Origin of the sequence: Metabacillus endolithicus, assembly GCF_023078335.1 — a bacterium.
Taxonomy (GTDB): domain Bacteria; phylum Bacillota; class Bacilli; order Bacillales; family Bacillaceae; genus Metabacillus; species Metabacillus endolithicus.
On sequence record NZ_CP095550.1, the window covers coordinates 3,221,162 to 3,240,270 of the forward strand.

A 19,109-nucleotide genomic window follows, 5' to 3' on the forward strand; every position below is an offset into this window, starting at 1 on the left:
ATTTAGTATAATAGTTTTTGTCACATTGTCTGGTAATGATGGCGAAGAGGTCACACCCGTTCCCATGCCGAACACGGAAGTTAAGCTCTTCAGCGCCGATGGTAGTTGGGGGTTTCCCCCTGTGAGAGTAGGACGTTGCCAGGCTTTGTATTATTCCGCAGTAGCTCAGTGGTAGAGCTATCGGCTGTTAACCGATCGGTCGTAGGTTCGAGTCCTACCTGCGGAGCCATTTTGGAGAGCTGTCCGAGTGGCCGAAGGAGCACGATTGGAAATCGTGTAGGCGGTGTAAGCTGTCTCAAGGGTTCAAATCCCTTGCTCTCCGCCACTATTTAAATATAATATGGCCCATTGGTCAAGCGGTTAAGACACCGCCCTTTCACGGCGGTAACACGGGTTCGAATCCCGTATGGGTCACCATAGTTTTTTCGCTAGAGCGAAAATAACTTACCATAAAAGAAATAGCATAACTAATATTCGGAGGATTAGCTCAGCTGGGAGAGCACCTGCCTTACAAGCAGGGGGTCGGCGGTTCGATCCCGTCATCCTCCACCATATTTATTATCGCGGGGTGGAGCAGTCTGGTAGCTCGTCGGAACTCATAACCCGAAGGTCGCAGGTTCAAATCCTGTCCCCGCAACCAAAATGGTCCGGTAGTTCAGTTGGTTAGAATGCCTGCCTGTCACGCAGGAGGTCGCGGGTTCGAGTCCCGTCCGGACCGCCATTATTTTATTAGTTAGATTAATATTAACTCTATCTCTAATTATAGAGTTAAGGGTTTCGATAAGCGAGAAGGTCGAGGAAGCAAGTGAACGAGCACCGGAGCGTATGATTATACGTGAGGATGTGAGTGAGGGAGTTGACGAAGAGATTCGAAGCTTAGCGGAAGCCGTAAACTATATTGGCTCGGTAGCTCAGTTGGTAGAGCAATGGACTGAAAATCCATGTGTCGGCGGTTCGATTCCGTCCCGAGCCACCTTTTATTTTGAATTAAACTTTAACTAACGCCGGTGTAGCTCAATTGGTAGAGCACGATCGAATATGCTTCGAAGCTTTTGCTTCAGCACACAAATCGAGCTGCTACTTGAATAATCTTTCTGAGATTTGGGTGACTGGTAAGTAAGATAGAACTTTATTTGCATCTTTAATAACGCCGGTGTAGCTCAATTGGTAGAGCAACTGACTTGTAATCAGTAGGTTGGGGGTTCAAGTCCTCTCGCCGGCACTCTCATATATGGAGGGGTAGCGAAGTGGCTAAACGCGGCGGACTGTAAATCCGCTCCTTAGGGTTCGGCAGTTCGAATCTGCCCCCCTCCACCATTTTTTTTGCATAGCAAGATAACAAACCTTTCTAGGGGCATAGTTTAACGGTAGAATAGAGGTCTCCAAAACCTTTGGTGTGGGTTCGATTCCTACTGCCCCTGCCAATTATAAAAACTTGATGGCGATTGTGGCGAAGTGGTTAACGCATCGGATTGTGGTTCCGACATTCGTGGGTTCGATTCCCATCAGTCGCCCCATTTATATATTTATGGCATTAGATGCTTAGTAATTAATAATTACAGAAAAGCACCTAGTAGTCGACGATATTTCGTGGTATTTCCTGTAAGAAATAACCCAAAATATCCTCTTGCGATGAGGATTCATATAGCATATTCAAGGAAGCCTATTCTTGAAGCTAATTCAATGGGCTATAGCCAAGCGGTAAGGCATCGCACTTTGACTGCGACATGCGTTGGTTCGAATCCAGCTAGCCCAGCCACTTTTTATTAACACTTTTTAGTTCTATTGCATAGGCTAAATCATATAGATAAAGTAAGATGCGGAAGTAGTTCAGTGGTAGAACACCACCTTGCCAAGGTGGGGGTCGCGGGTTCGAATCCCGTCTTCCGCTTTAGTTATAGTGATGGCGGCATAGCCAAGTGGTAAGGCAGAGGTCTGCAAAACCTTTATCACCGGTTCAAATCCGGTTGCCGCCTCCATTTATTTAACACCCTTGCCGGGGTGGCGGAACTGGCAGACGCACAGGACTTAAAATCCTGCGGTAGGTGACTACCGTACCGGTTCGATTCCGGTCCTCGGCACCATTATTGTGTACTTAATCCTTTGCCAGTGTGGCGGAATTGGCAGACGCGCACGACTCAAAATCGTGTTCCTTCGGGAGTGTCGGTTCGACCCCGACCACTGGTATCTAAACACTTTAGTAAATAATATAATAGTAAAAGACAAGACATCGAATAACGTCTTGTCTTTTTTTGTGCTGTTAAAGAGTGAACAAGATTGTCAAAGAACAATAACCAAACATAGCTGCTTCCATCCAAATATGTTAATGATCATTACAAAATATAATGATCTAGTCTTATAACTAATACTCAGTTATTACGAACCTTTTTCAAGTGAAATCGTTTGATGAATTTAATCATAGGTCTAATTAAGAATAGTCCACTGCCCACGATAAACATCCAAATAGCATATGTTTCAAAGGAATCCCAAAGAAAGAGCACACTTCCAACCAGAAAGCATAGGGCGATAAACACATCATTAAGGTTATAGAAAAATTCATAGCGTTCGTTAATTATAATTTCATGATGGCCAAATTGTATATCAATGTAGTTAGGCTTATGATCTACTTTCATTTTATCATCTCCCTTTAGTAATATTCCCGATGTGAAGTTCATAAAACACTTGCTCTGACAAAAAATAATCTCCCCATTTTCCAAAGAAAACAGGGAGATTATTTTACTATTCTATAAAACTTTGCTATCCTCTTTAATAAAATTCTCAACCGCAAATGCAGAGACTCCAAGTACAGTAGAGTACTGTTCAAGCTTTGAAAAGTCTAGCTGTAGCTCAGTTTGATGATGGGTAAGTGTATAATTTTCAATTGTGGTCTTGATCGGTTCTTCTATCCATTCTCTAGCTAAAGCTAATCTGTTTCCGATAATAACCTGATCTGGGTTGAAGGTATTGATGATATTGTTAATTCCAATGCCAAGGTATTTACCGACTTCCTTAAAAAGGCCTTGGGCAGTTTGATCCTGATTTTTGGCTAGTTCTAAGACTGCTTCGATGCTGCTTCCAGCTTGTTCTAGTAGTGCATGTTCTGATGCGTATGCTTCCCAACAACCTTGGCTGCCGCAGTTGCATGGCTTACCGTTCATGTCTATAATCATATGGCCCATTTCACCAGAGAATCCGTTTTTACCTTGATATAGCTCTCTATTTAAGAAGATACCTACACCGATACCGATACCTGCACTTATATAGACCATATTTTCGTAGTCTTTTCCTGCTCCGAATTTTTGCTCACAGAATGCTCCAGCGTTGGCTTCATTTTCGACTATTACAGGCACTTCGAATAACTCTTCTAAGTCTTGTTTTAAATTGGAGTTTTTCCAACCTAAGTTAGGTGCAAGAAGGACTGTTCCCTCTTTGTTTACAATTCCTGGAACACCTACACCTATGCCTACAACACCATATCGACTTTGAGGCATATTAGTCATTAGTGACTGAATCATACTTTTTACAAGATTCATAATAGTAGGGTAGGGAGTTTGGGTGACTGTGTGATTATTTTCAAGAACTATGTTGCCTTTTAAGTCAGTTAGTACAGATAATACATAATTTGCACCGATATCAATTCCAATCGCATAACCTGCTACTTTATTAAAATGTAGAATAACAGGACGTCGTCCACCACTGGATTCTCCTGGTCCGGATTCGTAGATAAGTTCTTCTTCTAATAATTCATTCACTAATGATGAAACGGTTGCTTTGTGTAGACCGGATATTTGGGCAATATCGGCTCTTGAAATAGGTTCTCTGTGCATAATAAGTTGTAATACGAGAGCTTTATTATTTTTTTTCACAAGATGCTGATTCCATGTAATCGTTTCCACTTTTAAAAACTCCTTATCTGATCTTTATTTATTTTAACACTAAACTTAGTTTGTTGGATATACAAACTTTAAATTTGGTGTTATAATGACCACAGATATGAGGAAGCTTATGATATAGAAAAATGTAATCGCTTTAATAAGTACATAAGCCATGATCTTTGTTAGTAGCTTGTATTTATTTACTAAATATTTGGGGAGTGGGGAACAAAATGCCAAAAAACATGTTTTTTAATGCACATCATTCACCAATCGGAGCCTTTTCAAGTTTCACACTTGGATTCTATGGAAATGGGGGAGGTTTGGATTTAGAACTTGGCCGTTCGCCGAAGAAAAATGTTTATGTTGGTGTTGAGACGATCGATCAGGAAGGGATGTATCAGGCGCTGCCCTTTTTTGAAGTAGAAGATGATGAAAGTAAGCGCTATGATATTGAAAATATGGACCCAGATCCAGATAAACCACGCATCATTATTCCTTATTCAAAAGATGAAATTCAACGTGACTTTCAATTAGGAACAGACACTTGGCGAGCTGGGGACTTATCTTTTACAGTCTATACTCAAGCTCAATCTGTACCCGATCCATCTTCTGAAACAGATGATGAGTTGAAGAAGACTATCATTCCTGCTGTATGGGCTGAATTAACAGTAGATAATACAAAAGGAACTAAGAGTCGCCGAGCTTTCTTTGGGTATCAAGGAAGTGATCCTTATAGCTCCATGCGTCGATTAGATGATACATGTGACGGGATCGCGGGAATTGGTCAGGGGCGCTTAACAGCAATTACATCAGATAATCCTGAAGTAAAGTCTGCTCTTCACTTTAGTATAGAAAATATATTAACAACTCCATATAAAGAGAACTGGACTTTTGGTTTAGGACCTGTTGGTGCACTAGTAATGGATGTTCCTGCTGGAGAAAAAAGAACATATAAATTTGCAGTTTGTTTCCACCGTTCTGGCTATGTAACAGCTGGAATGGATGCATCTTACTACTACACACGTTATTTTACTAATATTGAATCTGTCGCAACTTTTGCATTAGAAAATTTTGATGAGTTTGCTAGTCGTGCAAAAGAGGCTAATAGATTGGTAAGTGATTCTGAATTATCTGAAGACCAAAAGTTCATGATGATTCATTCGATTCGAAGCTACTATGGCTCAACTCAATTATTGGATGCTGATGGAGAAGCATTCTGGGTTGTGAACGAGGGTGAGTATCGAATGATGAATACATTCGACTTAACAGTAGACCAAATCTTTTTTGAATTAAAAATGAATCCATGGACAGTTAAAAATGAGTTAGATATGTTTGTGAAACGCTTCAGTTATGAAGATAAAGTTCGATTTCCAGGTGATAAAACTGAATATCCGGGCGGAATCAGTTTTACACATGATATGGGAGTAGCAAATACAATTTCTAGACCACACTATTCTTCTTATGAGCTATATGGTTTAGATGGGTGCTTCTCACATATGACCTATGAACAACTGGTTAACTGGGTACTATGTGCATCAGTTTATGTGGAACAAACGGGAGACAAAAAGTGGTTAAATGATAACTTAAATATTTTTGTTCAGTGCTTTGAAAGTATGTTGAATCGTGACCATCCTGAAGCTGATAAACGAGATGGGATAATGGGACTTGATTCAACACGTGTTATGGGCGGAGCCGAGATTACAACTTATGATAGTTTGGATGTTTCACTTGGTCAGGCTAGAAATAATATATATCTAGCTGGAAAAACATGGGCATCATATGTAGCACTTGAGAAACTGTTTAGAGAAAATGATCTAACAGATCTATCGAAAGTAGCTGGTGATCAAGCTGAAAAATGTGCAGCTACAATTGTTTCTCATGTTACACCTAACGGATATATACCAGCTGTCATTAAAGAAGGTAATGATTCTAAAATCATCCCGGCCATTGAAGGGCTAATCTTCCCATATTATACAAATAACCATGATGCATTGGATCCTAATGGACGATTTGGAGAGTATATTCAAGCTTTACAAACTCATTTGGAAACAGTGTTAACAGAAGGGATCTGCTTGTTTGAAGATGGAGGATGGAAAATCTCATCTACAAGTAACAACTCTTGGCTAAGTAAAATTTATCTATCTCAGTTTATTACTCGTAAGATTCTTGGTTGGGAATGGGATGAAACAGGGGAGAGAGCAGATGCAGCCCATGTAGCATGGTTAACTCATCCAACTCTATCAGTTTGGAGCTGGAGCGATCAAATCATCTCAGGTGAAATTGCTGGAAGTAAGTACTATCCACGCGGAGTTACTAGTATCCTATGGCTAGAGGAATCAAAAAAATCTGCTTCATTAGTGAAGACAACACAAGAAGCTTAATAGAAATGTGCCGGTCTCTTGAGCACTTATAAGAGGGATCGGTACATAATTTTAATAAGGTGAAAAAAAATTCAAATATCTTAGTTTATCGAATAGACAAACTAAGTATAGAGTGATATAATCTGATTAAAGAAAGGTTACAGATTACTAGATTTAAGAAAATCTATTGTAAGCATTTACATGATTACGTGTAACCGATTACTAAACCAACTACTAGGAGGAATAACCCAATGGCTTATTTCGAAACAGTTAACAAAATTCAATATGAAGGTGCAAGATCTACAAATCCATTTGCATTTAAGTATTATAATCCTGAAGAAAAAATTAACGGTAAAACAATGGAGGAAATCCTTCGTTTCTCAGTTGCATACTGGCATACATTTACTGCTGATGGATCTGATCCATTTGGTGTAGGTACAGCAGTCCGCCCTTGGAACCATTTAACCGGCTTAGATTTAGCAAAAGCACGTGTTGAAGCAGCTTTTGAACTTTTTGAAAAATTAGATGTTCCATTCTTTGCTTTTCATGATGTTGATATTGCTCCAGAAGGTAGCACATTAAAGGAAACAAATGAAAATCAAGATGTTATCGTAGCAATGATTAAAGAATATATGAAAACAAGTAAAGCTAAATTGCTTTGGAATACAGCTAACATGTTCACAAATGCAAGATACGTTCATGGTGCAGCAACTTCTCCAAATGCAGATGTGTTTGCTTACTCTGCAGCAAAAGTTAAAAAGGGTCTTGAAGTAGCGAAAGAGCTTGGTGCAGAGAACTACGTATTCTGGGGTGGTCGTGAAGGATACGAAACACTTCTTAATACAAATATGAAGCTTGAGCAAGATAACTTAGCACGCTTTTTCCACATGGCAGTAGATTATGCAAAAGAAATTGGTTTAGAAGTTCCTTTCTTAATTGAACCAAAACCAAAAGAGCCAACAAAACATCAGTATGATTTCGATGTTGCGACTGGATTAGCATTCTTACAGAAATATGATTTAACAGACCATTTCAAATTTAACATCGAAGCTAACCATGCTACATTAGCTGGACACACATTTGAGCATGAATTAAGAACAGCTCGTATTAACGGAATGCTTGGTTCAGTTGATGCAAACCAAGGTGATACACTTCTTGGCTGGGATACAGATGAATTCCCAACAGATCTATATACAAATACATTAGCTATGTATGAAATCCTGAAAAATGGTGGCCTAGGTAAAGGTGGATTAAACTTCGATGCGAAGGTAAGACGTGGATCATTCGAAGCTGACGATCTTTTCCATGCTCACATTGCAGGTATGGATGCATTTGCAATCGGATTAAAAGTTGCAAACAAATTAATCGAAGATAAAGTACTTGATAGCTTTGTTGACGAACGTTACAGCAGCTTCACTAAAGGAATTGGATTAGAGATCGTTGAAGGAAAAACAAACTTCAATGAGTTAGAAAAATATGCTCTTCAATTAACAGAAATTAAGAACACATCTGGTAGAACAGAGCGTCTTAAAGCATTAGTTAATCAATATATTCTTGAAACTCTTTCTGGAGTAACTGTTTAATAAGTAATTTAATGATGAAAAAATGAGGATGTCTCACTAACAGTATAAGACCCTACAAACACATATAAGGCTTAATATTTAGCCTTATATGTGGGTGGTCAGGTACTTATGAGCCATCCTCATTTTTATAGAAAAGGATGATACTGGATGAAATACGTTATTGGTGTTGATCTTGGAACAAGTGCAGTTAAAATTTTACTAGTAAATCAGAATGGTGAAGTTTGCCAAGAGGTATCAAAGTCATATCCTCTTATTATTGAAAAATCCGGTTATAGTGAACAAGATCCTGAGGAATGGGTGGATAAAACAAGAGCTGGTTTAGCTGAACTGATCAATCAATTTGATGGGGATGTAAATGATATCGAGGGAATTAGCTTTTCAGGGCAAATGCATGGTCTTGTTTTGCTTGATAAGGAGAATCAAGTGGTTCGTAACGCTATTTTATGGAACGATACACGAACAACGAAACAATGCCAAGAGATTTATGAAGCTGTTGGGACAGAACGTTTATTAGAAGTAACAAAAAATCCTGCGTTAGAGGGCTTCACTTTACCGAAGATTCTTTGGGTTAAAGAGAATGAACCAGAGAACTTTGAACGTTCTAGTGTATTTTTATTACCGAAAGATTATCTCCGTTTCCGTATGACAGGGGCTTTACATATGGAATACTCTGATGCTGCAGGAACATTATTGTTAAATGTAGCAGAACGCAGTTGGAGCAGCGAAGTATTAGACAAATTTAACCTTTCTGCCGACTTCTGTCCTCCGTTAGTGGAATCTCATGCTCTTGTTGGTACTGTAACAGCAGAATATGCACAACAAACAGGACTAGCTGATACAACAAAGGTTTTTGCTGGCGGTGCAGATAATGCTTGTGGTGCAATTGGATCTGGGATTTTATCAGAAGGAAAAACTTTGTGTAGCATCGGAACATCTGGTGTAGTGCTTTCTTATGAAGAGAGAAACGATCTGGATTTTGAAGGAAAGGTTCATTACTTTAATCATGGTGAGGAAAATGCCTATTATACCATGGGAGTTACCCTTGCAGCAGGGTATAGTTTAAGCTGGTTTAAAGATACATTCGCAAAGAATGAAGCATTTGAACAATTTTTAGAAGCAATTGATGAAGTACCAGCAGGAAGTAATGGACTGTTGTTTACTCCATATATCGTTGGTGAAAGAACTCCTCATGCTGACTCAACGATTCGTGGGAGCTTTATTGGAGCCGATGCTGCTCATGAACGTAAACATTTTGTTCGTGCTGTACTTGAGGGAATCACGTTTTCATTAAATGAATCGATTGAAATTTTTAGAAACAGTGGAAAGAATATTGATTCGATCATTTCCATCGGTGGTGGAGCAAAAAATGATACATGGTTGCAAATGCAGGCTGATATTTTTAATGCGAAAATTGAAAAGTTAACAAGTGAACAAGGTCCAGGAATGGGAGCAGCCATGCTTGCAGCATATGGTTGTGGTTGGTACTCATCTCTAAAAGAATGTGCAGAAGAGTTTATTCAACCATTAAAAACATATCAGCCTATTCCTGAAAATGTAGAAGTCTATCAGAAATTATTTAAAGTGTATCAACAAGTTTATACTCAAACTAAGGGAATGAATGAGCAGTTAAGAGAGTTTAGAAAGTGATCTTGTTCTGAGATGGAACATACCAAATTGTACTGTTGAAAGAACAGTACTGATTACTTTCTTTTTTAACATACTAGCCTTAAGTGGTCATTACAAAATATGGTTTCCTAAAAAATAATAGATGAAAAGCCACTCAAGTTTTTACTTGAAGGCTTTTCTTATTTTACATTCATAGGAAATCTTTAGGAGGGGAAAAAATTGAAGCTTAAGCAAAATCAAAAACTTCTATTTATTGGTGATTCCATAACAGATTGTGAACGTGTGAAGCCTGAAGGTGAGGGATTGTTTAATGCACTTGGAAAAGGCTATGTATCGTATATTGATGGGCTACTTCAGGCTGTCTATCCGGAGTTGGGTATCCGAGTCGTTAACAAAGGAATTAGCGGAAATACAGTAAGAGATCTTAAAAACAGATGGCAGGAGGATGTACTTGAACAAAAGCCTGATTGGTTAGTAATCATGATTGGGATTAATGATGTATGGCGTCAGTTTGATACACCGTTTATTAAGGAAGGTCATGTGTATCTTGATGAATATGGAGATACACTTAGGAAACTTGTAACAGAAACCAAGGCTCACGTAAATGACATTGTCCTTATGACACCTTTTTATATTGAAAATAATGAGCAAGATCATATGAGGAACATGATGGATCAATACGGTCTTGTTGTAAAGGCAGTTGCTGAGGAAACAAACTGTCTATTTGTTAATACACAGGAGGCTTTTCAGGTTGTGTTAAAAGAGCTTTATCCAGCAGCACTGGCTTGGGATCGAGTTCATCCTTCTGCTGCAGGTCATATGGTTCTTACCCGTGCATTTTTAAAAGCAATAGATTTTGATTGGAACCAACATTAGTAGCTGTATGTATAACAGTAACTTTCAAATCAGAAGGAGGGGACGTAATTGACTGGAAAATTAATGTTTAACGAGGTATGTACATCGGAAAAGCTAATTGCTATTACATTTGACGATGGACCAAACCCATTCTTTACTCCACAAGTACTAGACATTTTTTCGGAAGTAGATGGGAAAGCAACCTTCTTTATGATTGGTGAGCAAATAGAGAAGTGTCCAGAACTTGTGAAGAAGGCTTTTGAACTTGGACATGAAATAGGTAACCATACATACACACATCCTAAATTATCACAATTAAGTTGTGAGGATTGCTTTGGAGAGATTGAACGAACCAAGATATTGATAGAGGAATTAGTTGGGCATAAGCCTGTTGTTTTTCGGCCTCCTTACCTGGATTTCAATGATGAAACTGTATTTGTTTTAAATCAGATGGGATATCCAATGATTGGAGCTTTAAATATGGAAGCGAAAGATTGGGAAATGCCCGGTGTAGACTTTATTTTAGAGAAAACAAGGCATTGTGTGAAAAATGGTAGCATTCTTATTTTTCATGATGGGTACGGAGATCGTTCACAAACGGTAGAAGCGGTACGTATACTTGTTTCTGAACTAACGTCTCAGGGATATAAGCTTGTTACGGTTAGTGAGTTATTAAGCCACTCATATGCAGAGTAAAAAAGAAATCAATTCCCTTTCGGCTACTATCCATTTTTGTAATATAGTGAACATAGCAACTGTTACAGAACGAATATATTTATATAGTATAGAAAAAACTAGAAGTAATTCAGATAATCGAATAAAACTAATATATAATTTTAGTATTTTAAGAATATGTTAACGTTTTCATAAAAATGAGTTATAGTTATTAAAATGATCTAAAACAAAGGACGATTCAATTATGTTCACAAAGTTAAAAAAATGGAATACGTTACGAAATCAAATATTAGTTGTCTTTTTAGCAGTTATGGCTGTGGTGTTATTGATTGTTAGTCTTTTAACATTTAATCAGGTTTCCACTTTATTAAAAAATAATGCTGATAAACAAATTCACCAAACAGTATCTGAGGCAAATGGGAGATTAGAATCTTTATATAAACAGATAAGTACAGCCTCTAAATTTGTTATGACAAATTATAATATACAAAGGATTTTGACGAAGAGTTTTGAAGGGGAAGAAATTTCTTTTACTGAGCGGCAACAAGTAGAAGGGATTGTTAACACGATTCAAGCAAATACAGATGGGATCTTTTCTTTTGAACTATATACAAGTGATTTAAAAAGTTTATTACCAATACCAAAAGATAATGCCACTTTATTTTCTAGAATTGATGCAAGATGGATAAATCAAGCAAATGATGCTAACGGGGGATTAGTATGGATAGGTGATGACCCAAGTAATTCTGATAATATTCTCGCTCTAAGAAGAGTGAATCTTATGGGAAAAGACTATGCAAATGGTGGTTATTTACTCATTAGTATCTATCGGGATTATTTTGAATTTGCTAATCAAGATAAGTCAAATCAATCCAACCAATACTCAATTCTATTAGATCAAGCCTTAAAGCCTATTCTTTCAAACTACGAACATTCTATTAATCCGATTATAAAGAATAACGATCCAACGATCACTTTAGAAAACCAGGAATATATGGTAACAAAGCAGACATCTAATGAAACTGGCTGGACACTAGTTATTTTAACACCTATTAAAGCTTTAACTGAGGGTATCAGTGTGTTGCGCACAGGGATTATCATTTCTGGGGTGATTGGATTTATTATCTTTTTTATCAGCTCCTTATTTCTATCAACGTTTATTACAAGTCCTATTATTAAACTAACAAAAACCATGCAGCAGGCAAGCTCAGGATCTCTGACGATGAATCCTAGTGTAACGACCGTAAATGAAATAAATGAACTAAATAGTACGTATAATCAACTTGTTAAAGAAACAAATCATCTTATTAAAATGGTTTATCAAAAAGAAATTACCCGAAGTCGAAGCGAATTAAAGGCATTACAAGCCCAAATAAATCCACATTTCCTTTTCAATACCTTGGATGCTCTGAAGTGGGAGCTTGAGGATAAAGAGCAGGAAGATTTGGCTGAGTTTGTTGTTGCTATGTCTGAATTGTTTCGATATACCATCACAAAACAAACAGATGGAGATTGGGTAACAATGAAAGAAGAACTTCAGCATATTGAAAACTACATGGAAATTATGAAAATGCGCTTTGGAGACCATGTAAAGTGGATTCTGACAATCCCGAGAGAGCTTGAGCAGGTGAAAATACCAAAGCTATTGATTCAACCTTTAGTTGAGAACGCTGTGTTACATGGGGCAGGAAATAAGCTAGATCCTTGTACGATATCGGTTTCTGTACAACCAATGGAGGACAAGGAATACCTTCAAATTCTTGTGGAGGATGATGGTTCGGGAATAAACAAAGAAAACCTGGCTGCCATTAAACGTACCATGCAATTAGGAGGGGTTTCTTCGATTAAAAAGGGGACAGGAATTGCTATTTCTAATGTACACAAACGCCTTGAATTATATTATCAAGATCGTTTAAAAAGTGGACTTACCATAACGAGTGAGGAAGATACTGGGACAAGGGTTTCATTTATCATACCTGTTAACGGGGAGGAAGTACGATGATTCATTCAAAGACAATTCTAATTGTGGATGACGAACCTAGAACACGTCTTGGGCTACAGAAGAATTTAAATGCTTGGGCAAATGGAAACTATCATGTGTTAACAGCTTCTAACGGGGAAGAGGCAATTGGGATTATGACAAATCAACGGGTTCATATTCTTATTACCGATATCCAAATGCCAGAAATAACAGGCTTAGAATTACTTCAAATTGCAAAAGAACAGGATATCCATCCTGTTATCATTGTGATTTCAGCGTATTCTGAATTTAAATATGCCCAGGAAGCCCTTCGTTTAGGGGTTATTAATTATCTGCTAAAACCAATTAGTAAAAAAGCTTTAATTGAGGCTGTTGAGGATGCTGTACAGACAGTTGAAAAGCAGGAACGAGCAGGAATGATTGAAAAAGTAGTGGATAAAAAGCTTGTTACTGCGGATACTCAAAACTCAACAAATCCTGAAGCAATTAGGGAGGCAATTGAGTATATCAATCAAAACTTGAAAAATGAATTATCTCAAAAGGAAGTAGCGGATCATGTTCATTTAAATCCAAGCTATTTGAGTGTTTTGTTTAAAGAGCATGTTAAGTTCACATTTAGTGAATATGTCACGAGAAGAAGAATTCAACGAGCAAAGGAATTATTAATTTCTACCAATTTACCTATCTATGATATTGCAGAAGAATCTGGGTATAAAACCCCGAAATACTTTATTAAGATATTCAAGGAACTTGAAGGTATGACACCCAGTGCATACCGAAAAAACAACAATGAAAGAACTTTCTAAAAATAGTGGTATTTTTCCTAATCGTTGTGACCTATTTTTCAGAATGATCTGACTGTACACTATAAATGTAAGGTAAATAAAACTAAAGTCATAGGGGGTAATTAGTTTGTTTAAAAAGAAAGCGGTTGCAGTTGTTATGTCTGTTCTTATGCTTGTTTCTTTAGCACTTGCAGGTTGTTCTTCCTCAAGTTCTTCAGAAGAAGGTGGTAGTGGTAGTGCAGATGAAAAGAAAGTAATTAAATTTATGCATTTATGGCCAGAAGGAAGTTCAAATGCTCAGTTTTCAATTGTAAAAGATATTATTACTGAATATGAAAGTGAACATGACGTTAAAATTGAAACAGAAATTTTAAATCCTGATCAATACAGAGAAAAGCTTAAAGTTCTTGCTTCATCAAATGAGTTACCAGATATCGGTATGACTTGGTCTGATGGATTCATTCAACCTTATGTAGAAGGTGATATGTTAGCTCCACTAGACGATATCGTTGATAGCAGTAATCTTAAAGATGCTTTTATCCCAGGTGTAAAAGAATCATACGCAGTTGACGGAAAAACTTATGGTCTTCCTTTAGAATTAAATATTTCATATGTTTTCTATAACAAGGAAATCTTTGAAAAGTACAACCTAGAAGTTCCAACAACTTTTGAAGAATACAAGAATGTTGTAAAAACATTAGCTGATAATGGAGTTACTCCTACTACTGTAGGTGCAAAAGATGGTTGGCCAGCATCATTCTGGTTTATGTATATGGCAGACCGCATTGGTGGTTCGACAATCTTAACTGATGTTATTGATGGAAAAGCAAAATTTGATGATCCTTCAATTGTTAAAGCAGCAGAAGAAATTCAAAACCTTGTAGATATGGGTGGATTCGTAAAAGGTGCTAGTGCGTTATCAAATGATGATGCAAAAGGTTATTTCATGAACGAACAAGCAGCAATGTTCTTAACAGCTACTTGGGAATTACCAAACTATACAACTAGCCCAGATGTAGCTCAAGAGTTTAAAGATAAAATTGGCTACTTCAAGTTCCCAACTTATGAAGGTGGTAAAGGAACTGAAATTAATAGCTATGTAGGTGGTCCTGGTGTTGGATTATTCGTAGCAAAAGATTCTAAGGTTCAAGAAGAAGCAAAAGACTTCACTGCATTCTTAGTTGAAAAATGGGGAGAAAAAGCTGTAACAGATGCTGGTGTTATTCCTGCAACAAAAGTTGATACATCTAGTTTAGATCTTGCTCCAATGTATATTGACATCTTAAAAGATTTAAGCGAAGCATCAAATGTTACAACATATTTTGATACTCAATCAAGCCCAGCTGTGTCTGAACTACACCATGATTTAGTAACTGCTCTATTTGGAAAACAAGTAACTCCGGAAGAATTTGTTAAACAACATGCGGATGAGCTTGCGAAAGAGCAAAAATAATCCGAATCATTGAATTGAAGTAGAGGGCATGAGAATTGCCCTCTACTGTTTTGAAACGATCTTTACAAACCCTCGAACCTATTGAAAATACTTAGTCTACATTTGATTAAGAAGGGAGTATAAGAAATGAAAAATGTAATGTCGAACAAATTAGTAATCAGCCTTTATGTACTTCCTGCTTTACTGCTTATCCTTCTATTAATTTATATCCCAATTGTTTTAACTGGCTATTATGGTCTTATGGACTGGAACGGCATAGGTGGAATGACATTTATTGGTTTAGACAACTATATTGAATTAGTAAAAGATAAAATGTTCTGGCAAAGTACCTGGCATTCTATTTTACTAGGCTCTTCTCTACTATTAGCCTTGTTGGTTATTTAATTTTATCGCTTATTTTAGCAAGTAAAATTAAAGGAGCTAACTTTTTAAGAAAGATCTACCTTATTCCAATGTTGTTATCTTCTGTTGCAATTGGACAATTATGGGCAAAGATGTTTGATCCAACAAATGGAATGATTAATAGATTATTAGTCATGATAGGTGTGGATAATCCACCAATATGGTTAGCGGATGCGAACATTGTTTTATATGCACTCTTTATTCCGATAGTTTGGCAATATGCAGGATTTTATATCATTATCTTCTACGCAGCATTGAAAAACGTTCCAGAGGAACTTATTGAGGCAGCTAAAATTGATGGAGCTACACCAATTCAAATTGCTTATAAAATCAAAGTGCCATTAATTTCAGGTGTTATTAAGGTAATGGTCATTTTAGCAATCGTTGGTTCTTTAAAATACTTTGATTTAATCTTTGTATTAACTGGCGGTGGACCAAACGGTGCCAGTGAGGTTATGGCATCCTATATGTATAAGGAAGCATTTAGTAAATATAACTTTGGCTACGGAAGTGCGATTGGATTTGGTTTATTAATTATCTGTCTTGTGATGACATGGTTGATTCAAAAATTAATTACTTCAAAAGAAGATATATACTAGGAAAGGGGAGTAATAACGATGTCAAATGTTTTAAATGAAACACAAAAAAATACGACCCTATCTGCTAATTATAAAACAAATAAATCACTTGGAAGAAGAGTTGGGTATGGAATTCTTTACTTAATTCTAGGAATTATAGCGATAGTCCAAGTGTATCCGTTAGTTTGGCTATTTATGTTTTCATTAAAAACAAATCAAGAGGTATTTGGAATGTCCCCATTTGCACTGCCACAAGATCCACAATGGGGAAACTATGCGAAGGCTTGGACAACAGGTAATATTGATGTTTACTTTTTTAATAGTGTACTATACACCGTTTTAGCCGTTATTATCACTGTTATTCTTGCTAGCTTTGTAACATTCGCTATTACAAGAATGTATTGGAAATTAAGTGGATTAGTGCTTGGTTTGTTTATGGCTGGATATATGATTCCGCTACATTCAACATTAATTCCACTGTTTAATATCTTTAAATCAGTCAATCTAATTGATAACCCAGTTTCAATTATCTTGTCGTATGTTGCATTTAATTTACCAATTACGATCATGATCTTAACAGGTTTTTATAGATCAATTCCTAGGGAGATTGAAGAAGCAGCTGTTATGGATGGATGTTCTATTCATAGAATCTTCTTCCAAATTACACTACCAATGACGGTGCCTGTTCTTTCAACAACTGTCATTATTAACATGATTTATAACTGGAACGAATTTGTATTTGTAAATACTTTCTTAAGCTCTGATAAATGGAAAACCATTACAGTTGGAGTAAACAACTTTGTTGGGCAATATTTAACAGATTGGGGAGCAATTGGTGCAACATTAATGATCAGTATCATCCCAGTATTGATTGCTTATTTCATTCTAAGTGATCGAATTGTCGAAGGAATTGCTGCAGGATCTGTAAAGGGTTAATAGTTGGGCTAACTCGCAACAAGAGTTGGCCTTTTTTTACCCAAAGTAAATCAATGAAAGATTTCACTAAGGCTTCAACAGATATGTTGAGGTCTTTTTTTATGAAGTTAAAGGAATTCTACATTCTTGGGGCAGGTCATTTAAAAGCTATGGAGAACTATTATGGACATGATGTACTATACATATAGGTTTAATGTATAATTGGAAAATATTAGACTGCTACAAAATTATGTATTATTTTCCCTATAAATATATTACGATATACGAAGAGTCATAGAAAGGAAGTTTAAATTGAAGAAGAAAAGGTTATATATTTTAATTGGTATTTTCATTATTGGAATAAGTATTTTCCTTTTAAATTATATTGAATCTAATAGAAATGATCGTGTCAGTAGTTCTTTTTCAAGCAGTTCAGTTGAGGAGAAAAAATCAACTGATACAGATGAAACTGAAAAAAATAGTGAATTTGATCAACAGGCTAGAGAATTAGTTGAAAATCAATTTTCTTATTTTCAATCAATTGTTAATGGTCATTTTTTTGTTCAGTCTAGACAAAATGGCCCTAAAGATCAGTATTCGGAAGATTGGGTTACAGAGAGTGTTAAGAATGAACTACAAGAACGAGTTTCAGAAATTGATGAATTATTGCCTGAACAATTAGATTCCAGTAATGCTGTTGCTCAAGATTTGCTACAAGTATTAATTAGAATAAATCAGGCATATAGTCAATCTGAAAGTCAGAAAAATATATACCACGTTTATAGGATTTTATATGAGCTAAATGGTGAATTAAATGATTATAAACTGGAAGAAGGTATGTTTGATCCAGAAAATGATTGGTCACAGGTATTTAGCGAAGTGGAAGAAGAGCAGAAGGAAGTAAAAAGTGAAGCAGAATTACAGGTAGAAATCGAATCAGCGTTAGAGGCTGAGGATGAACAAACTACAGAGTAATACGTATTAAAGACTCTTATAAACAAACAACAGCTAATAAAGAAAATAAAGCTTCATGGTTGGGATTGAAGCTTTATTTTTTACTCTTCTTTTGTAAGGGGTTTAATCATATACTTTGTATTTGAAAGTATGACATTCATTATAGATATGCGCAGAAAAAACTAAGTTTTTAAGGAGATCTAAAGTCATGAAGGAAGAATTAAAATACATAGGGCAAAAAATTGTTGAGAATGACTTAGAACTTGCTAAAAAAGTTGTGTTTCAAAAGGATTCCATTCTTATGAAGCAGATTGAATTATCGAAGTTGCCAATAGCAGAACGTATCAAATATAGAGCCATTCTCATTCGTTATTTTGGTGAGGCTCTTTATGGTAACCTTGATGAGATACGAGAAAAGGTGATCTGTTGGGGAAGAGAGGCTGCACAAATTGCGATAAGGGATAATATTTCTTTAAGCAGCACATTAAGAGGGATTTATTTATATCGAACTGTTATCTGGGATGCTTTTACTGAAGAGTTGAATAAAAGGGAATTTGCTCCTATTACGATGCTTGATGTTTCTAAAATTATTGATCCGTTATTAGATTTAGTCTGCGAAATTATTGGTGAGGAATTTGAGAAACATAACCAGAAGTTAATGGAGGTGGCTTATACAGCACTTGAGGAACTCTCTGTACCTGTAGTTCCTATTGTAAAAGGTATTGTAGTGCTTCCTATAGTTGGGGCAGTAGATACACATCGTGCAAAATTGATTATGGATATCTCATTACATGAATCTGTTAGATTAGGTGTGTCTTATCTGATTTTAGATGTGTCTGGTGTGCCGATTATTGATACAATGGTTGCCAATCAATTATTTCAAGTTGTAAAAGCATTACAATTAACAGGTGTAGAAGTTATCATAACGGGAATTCGCCCGGAAATTGCTCAAACTGTTGTAAAGCTTGGTATTCATTTTGGAGAGATTAAGACTAGGGCCACAATGATGCAGGCACTAAATGAACTTGGTATTACAAAATCCTGAAATGATAAGAAAGAGGATGAGC

Annotated in this window: 13 protein-coding genes, 16 tRNA genes, 1 rRNA gene and 1 pseudogene; 29 read left to right on the forward strand and 2 right to left on the reverse strand. The window is 36.5% G+C overall.

The genetic code is table 11. From position 1 onward, the window contains the following. The first annotated feature begins 28 nt into the window (after positions 1 to 28). From rrf to MVE64_RS16615, 17 genes are all read left to right on the forward strand, one after another. Positions 29 to 144: ribosomal RNA gene (rrf, locus tag MVE64_RS16535) — 5S ribosomal RNA — on the forward strand. A 10-nt stretch (positions 145 to 154) separates the two neighbouring features. Continuing rightward, a tRNA-Asn gene (locus MVE64_RS16540) sits at positions 155 to 229 on the forward strand. 4 nt (positions 230 to 233) lie between these two features. Continuing rightward, positions 234 to 325 (forward strand) — tRNA-Ser (locus MVE64_RS16545). A gap of 17 nt (positions 326 to 342) precedes the next feature. Continuing rightward, positions 343 to 417 (forward strand) — tRNA-Glu (locus tag MVE64_RS16550). Positions 418 to 476: 59 nt separating this feature from the next. After that, positions 477 to 552, forward strand: a tRNA-Val gene (locus MVE64_RS16555). A 10-nt stretch (positions 553 to 562) separates the two neighbouring features. After that, positions 563 to 640: transfer RNA gene (locus MVE64_RS16560), tRNA-OTHER, on the forward strand. A 4-nt stretch (positions 641 to 644) separates the two neighbouring features. Then, positions 645 to 721: transfer RNA gene (locus MVE64_RS16565), tRNA-Asp, on the forward strand. Between the two features lie 179 nt (positions 722 to 900). After that, positions 901 to 973 (forward strand) — tRNA-Phe (locus MVE64_RS16570). Positions 974 to 1,149: 176 nt separating this feature from the next. Then, positions 1,150 to 1,222, forward strand: a tRNA-Thr gene (locus tag MVE64_RS16575). 11 nt (positions 1,223 to 1,233) lie between these two features. Further along, positions 1,234 to 1,317 (forward strand) — tRNA-Tyr (locus MVE64_RS16580). A gap of 33 nt (positions 1,318 to 1,350) precedes the next feature. Then, positions 1,351 to 1,424 (forward strand) — tRNA-Trp (locus tag MVE64_RS16585). 17 nt (positions 1,425 to 1,441) lie between these two features. Continuing rightward, positions 1,442 to 1,517 (forward strand) — tRNA-His (locus MVE64_RS16590). A 167-nt stretch (positions 1,518 to 1,684) separates the two neighbouring features. Next, positions 1,685 to 1,759: transfer RNA gene (locus tag MVE64_RS16595), tRNA-Gln, on the forward strand. Positions 1,760 to 1,819: 60 nt separating this feature from the next. Further along, positions 1,820 to 1,891: transfer RNA gene (locus tag MVE64_RS16600), tRNA-Gly, on the forward strand. Positions 1,892 to 1,905: 14 nt separating this feature from the next. After that, a tRNA-Cys gene (locus tag MVE64_RS16605) sits at positions 1,906 to 1,979 on the forward strand. Positions 1,980 to 1,995: 16 nt separating this feature from the next. Further along, a tRNA-Leu gene (locus tag MVE64_RS16610) sits at positions 1,996 to 2,084 on the forward strand. Positions 2,085 to 2,105: 21 nt separating this feature from the next. Continuing rightward, positions 2,106 to 2,187 (forward strand) — tRNA-Leu (locus tag MVE64_RS16615). A 182-nt stretch (positions 2,188 to 2,369) separates the two neighbouring features. Here the strand turns inward: MVE64_RS16615 and MVE64_RS16620 are convergent. Next, on the reverse strand, positions 2,370 to 2,633 hold the full coding sequence (locus MVE64_RS16620; RefSeq protein WP_231308950.1) for a YrhK family protein: 264 nt from the start codon (positions 2,631 to 2,633) through the stop codon (positions 2,370 to 2,372). Between the two features lie 111 nt (positions 2,634 to 2,744). Beyond that, positions 2,745 to 3,896, reverse strand: a complete 1,152-nt coding sequence (locus MVE64_RS16625) for an ROK family protein (protein WP_247339605.1) — start codon at positions 3,894 to 3,896, stop codon at positions 2,745 to 2,747. Positions 3,897 to 4,105: 209 nt separating this feature from the next. On the opposite strand from MVE64_RS16625, the gene MVE64_RS16630 reads away from it, so the two are divergent. The 12 genes and pseudogenes from MVE64_RS16630 (at position 4,106) to MVE64_RS16685 (ending at position 19,087) form a co-directional block, all read left to right on the forward strand. After that, a complete protein-coding gene (locus MVE64_RS16630; RefSeq protein ID WP_247339606.1) occupies positions 4,106 to 6,256 on the forward strand; it encodes a glycoside hydrolase family 52 protein in 2,151 nt (716 codons plus the stop codon). Positions 6,257 to 6,486: 230 nt separating this feature from the next. Next, positions 6,487 to 7,818 (forward strand): xylose isomerase, encoded by a 1,332-nt coding sequence (gene xylA, locus MVE64_RS16635; protein WP_231308953.1) that lies wholly within the window; start codon positions 6,487 to 6,489, stop codon positions 7,816 to 7,818. 147 nt (positions 7,819 to 7,965) lie between these two features. Further along, on the forward strand, positions 7,966 to 9,465 hold the full coding sequence (gene xylB / locus MVE64_RS16640) for a xylulokinase (RefSeq protein ID WP_247339607.1): 1,500 nt from the start codon (positions 7,966 to 7,968) through the stop codon (positions 9,463 to 9,465). A 198-nt stretch (positions 9,466 to 9,663) separates the two neighbouring features. Further along, positions 9,664 to 10,320 carry an SGNH/GDSL hydrolase family protein gene (locus MVE64_RS16645; protein WP_247339608.1) on the forward strand — a complete coding sequence of 219 codons (657 nt, stop codon included), beginning with the start codon at positions 9,664 to 9,666 and terminating at the stop codon, positions 10,318 to 10,320. Positions 10,321 to 10,383: 63 nt separating this feature from the next. Continuing rightward, positions 10,384 to 10,995, forward strand: coding sequence for a polysaccharide deacetylase family protein (locus MVE64_RS16650; RefSeq protein ID WP_247347101.1), 612 nt, complete (start codon positions 10,384 to 10,386; stop codon positions 10,993 to 10,995). 223 nt (positions 10,996 to 11,218) lie between these two features. Further along, positions 11,219 to 12,976 carry a sensor histidine kinase gene (locus MVE64_RS16655; RefSeq protein WP_247339609.1) on the forward strand — a complete coding sequence of 586 codons (1,758 nt, stop codon included), beginning with the start codon at positions 11,219 to 11,221 and terminating at the stop codon, positions 12,974 to 12,976. Further along, positions 12,976 to 13,761 carry a response regulator transcription factor gene (locus MVE64_RS16660; protein WP_247347107.1) on the forward strand — a complete coding sequence of 262 codons (786 nt, stop codon included), beginning with the start codon at positions 12,976 to 12,978 and terminating at the stop codon, positions 13,759 to 13,761. The genes MVE64_RS16655 and MVE64_RS16660 overlap by 1 nt, the downstream gene beginning before the upstream one ends. 136 nt (positions 13,762 to 13,897) lie before the next feature. Next, positions 13,898 to 15,193 carry an extracellular solute-binding protein gene (locus tag MVE64_RS16665; RefSeq protein WP_247347116.1) on the forward strand — a complete coding sequence of 432 codons (1,296 nt, stop codon included), beginning with the start codon at positions 13,898 to 13,900 and terminating at the stop codon, positions 15,191 to 15,193. A 126-nt stretch (positions 15,194 to 15,319) separates the two neighbouring features. Beyond that, a pseudogene (locus MVE64_RS16670) lies at positions 15,320 to 16,194 on the forward strand (carbohydrate ABC transporter permease). Positions 16,195 to 16,212: 18 nt separating this feature from the next. Continuing rightward, positions 16,213 to 17,109 carry a carbohydrate ABC transporter permease gene (locus MVE64_RS16675; protein ID WP_247339611.1) on the forward strand — a complete coding sequence of 299 codons (897 nt, stop codon included), beginning with the start codon at positions 16,213 to 16,215 and terminating at the stop codon, positions 17,107 to 17,109. Positions 17,110 to 17,400: 291 nt separating this feature from the next. Then, positions 17,401 to 18,063: a hypothetical protein gene (locus MVE64_RS16680; RefSeq protein WP_247339613.1), complete on the forward strand. Its 663-nt coding sequence runs from the start codon at positions 17,401 to 17,403 to the stop codon at positions 18,061 to 18,063. A gap of 187 nt (positions 18,064 to 18,250) precedes the next feature. Next, complete coding sequence (locus tag MVE64_RS16685; RefSeq protein WP_247339615.1) at positions 18,251 to 19,087, forward strand: STAS domain-containing protein; 837 nt, start codon at positions 18,251 to 18,253, stop codon at positions 19,085 to 19,087. Positions 19,088 to 19,109 lie beyond the last annotated feature (22 nt).

Excerpts from the sequence above, each read along its gene's own strand:
- MVE64_RS16620 (WP_231308950.1), bottom strand. The coding sequence starts at position 2,633 with ATGAAAGTAGATCATAAGCCTAACTACATTGATATACAATTTGGCCAT.
- MVE64_RS16630 (WP_247339606.1), top strand. The coding sequence starts at position 4,106 with ATGCCAAAAAACATGTTTTTTAATGCACATCATTCACCAATCGGAGCC.
- xylA (WP_231308953.1), top strand. The coding sequence starts at position 6,487 with ATGGCTTATTTCGAAACAGTTAACAAAATTCAATATGAAGGTGCAAGA.
- xylB (WP_247339607.1), top strand. The coding sequence starts at position 7,966 with ATGAAATACGTTATTGGTGTTGATCTTGGAACAAGTGCAGTTAAAATT.
- MVE64_RS16650 (WP_247347101.1), top strand. The coding sequence starts at position 10,384 with ATGTTTAACGAGGTATGTACATCGGAAAAGCTAATTGCTATTACATTT.
- MVE64_RS16655 (WP_247339609.1), top strand. The coding sequence starts at position 11,219 with ATGTTCACAAAGTTAAAAAAATGGAATACGTTACGAAATCAAATATTA.
- MVE64_RS16665 (WP_247347116.1), top strand. The coding sequence starts at position 13,898 with ATGTCTGTTCTTATGCTTGTTTCTTTAGCACTTGCAGGTTGTTCTTCC.
- MVE64_RS16675 (WP_247339611.1), top strand. The coding sequence starts at position 16,213 with ATGTCAAATGTTTTAAATGAAACACAAAAAAATACGACCCTATCTGCT.
- MVE64_RS16685 (WP_247339615.1), top strand. The coding sequence starts at position 18,251 with ATGAAGGAAGAATTAAAATACATAGGGCAAAAAATTGTTGAGAATGAC.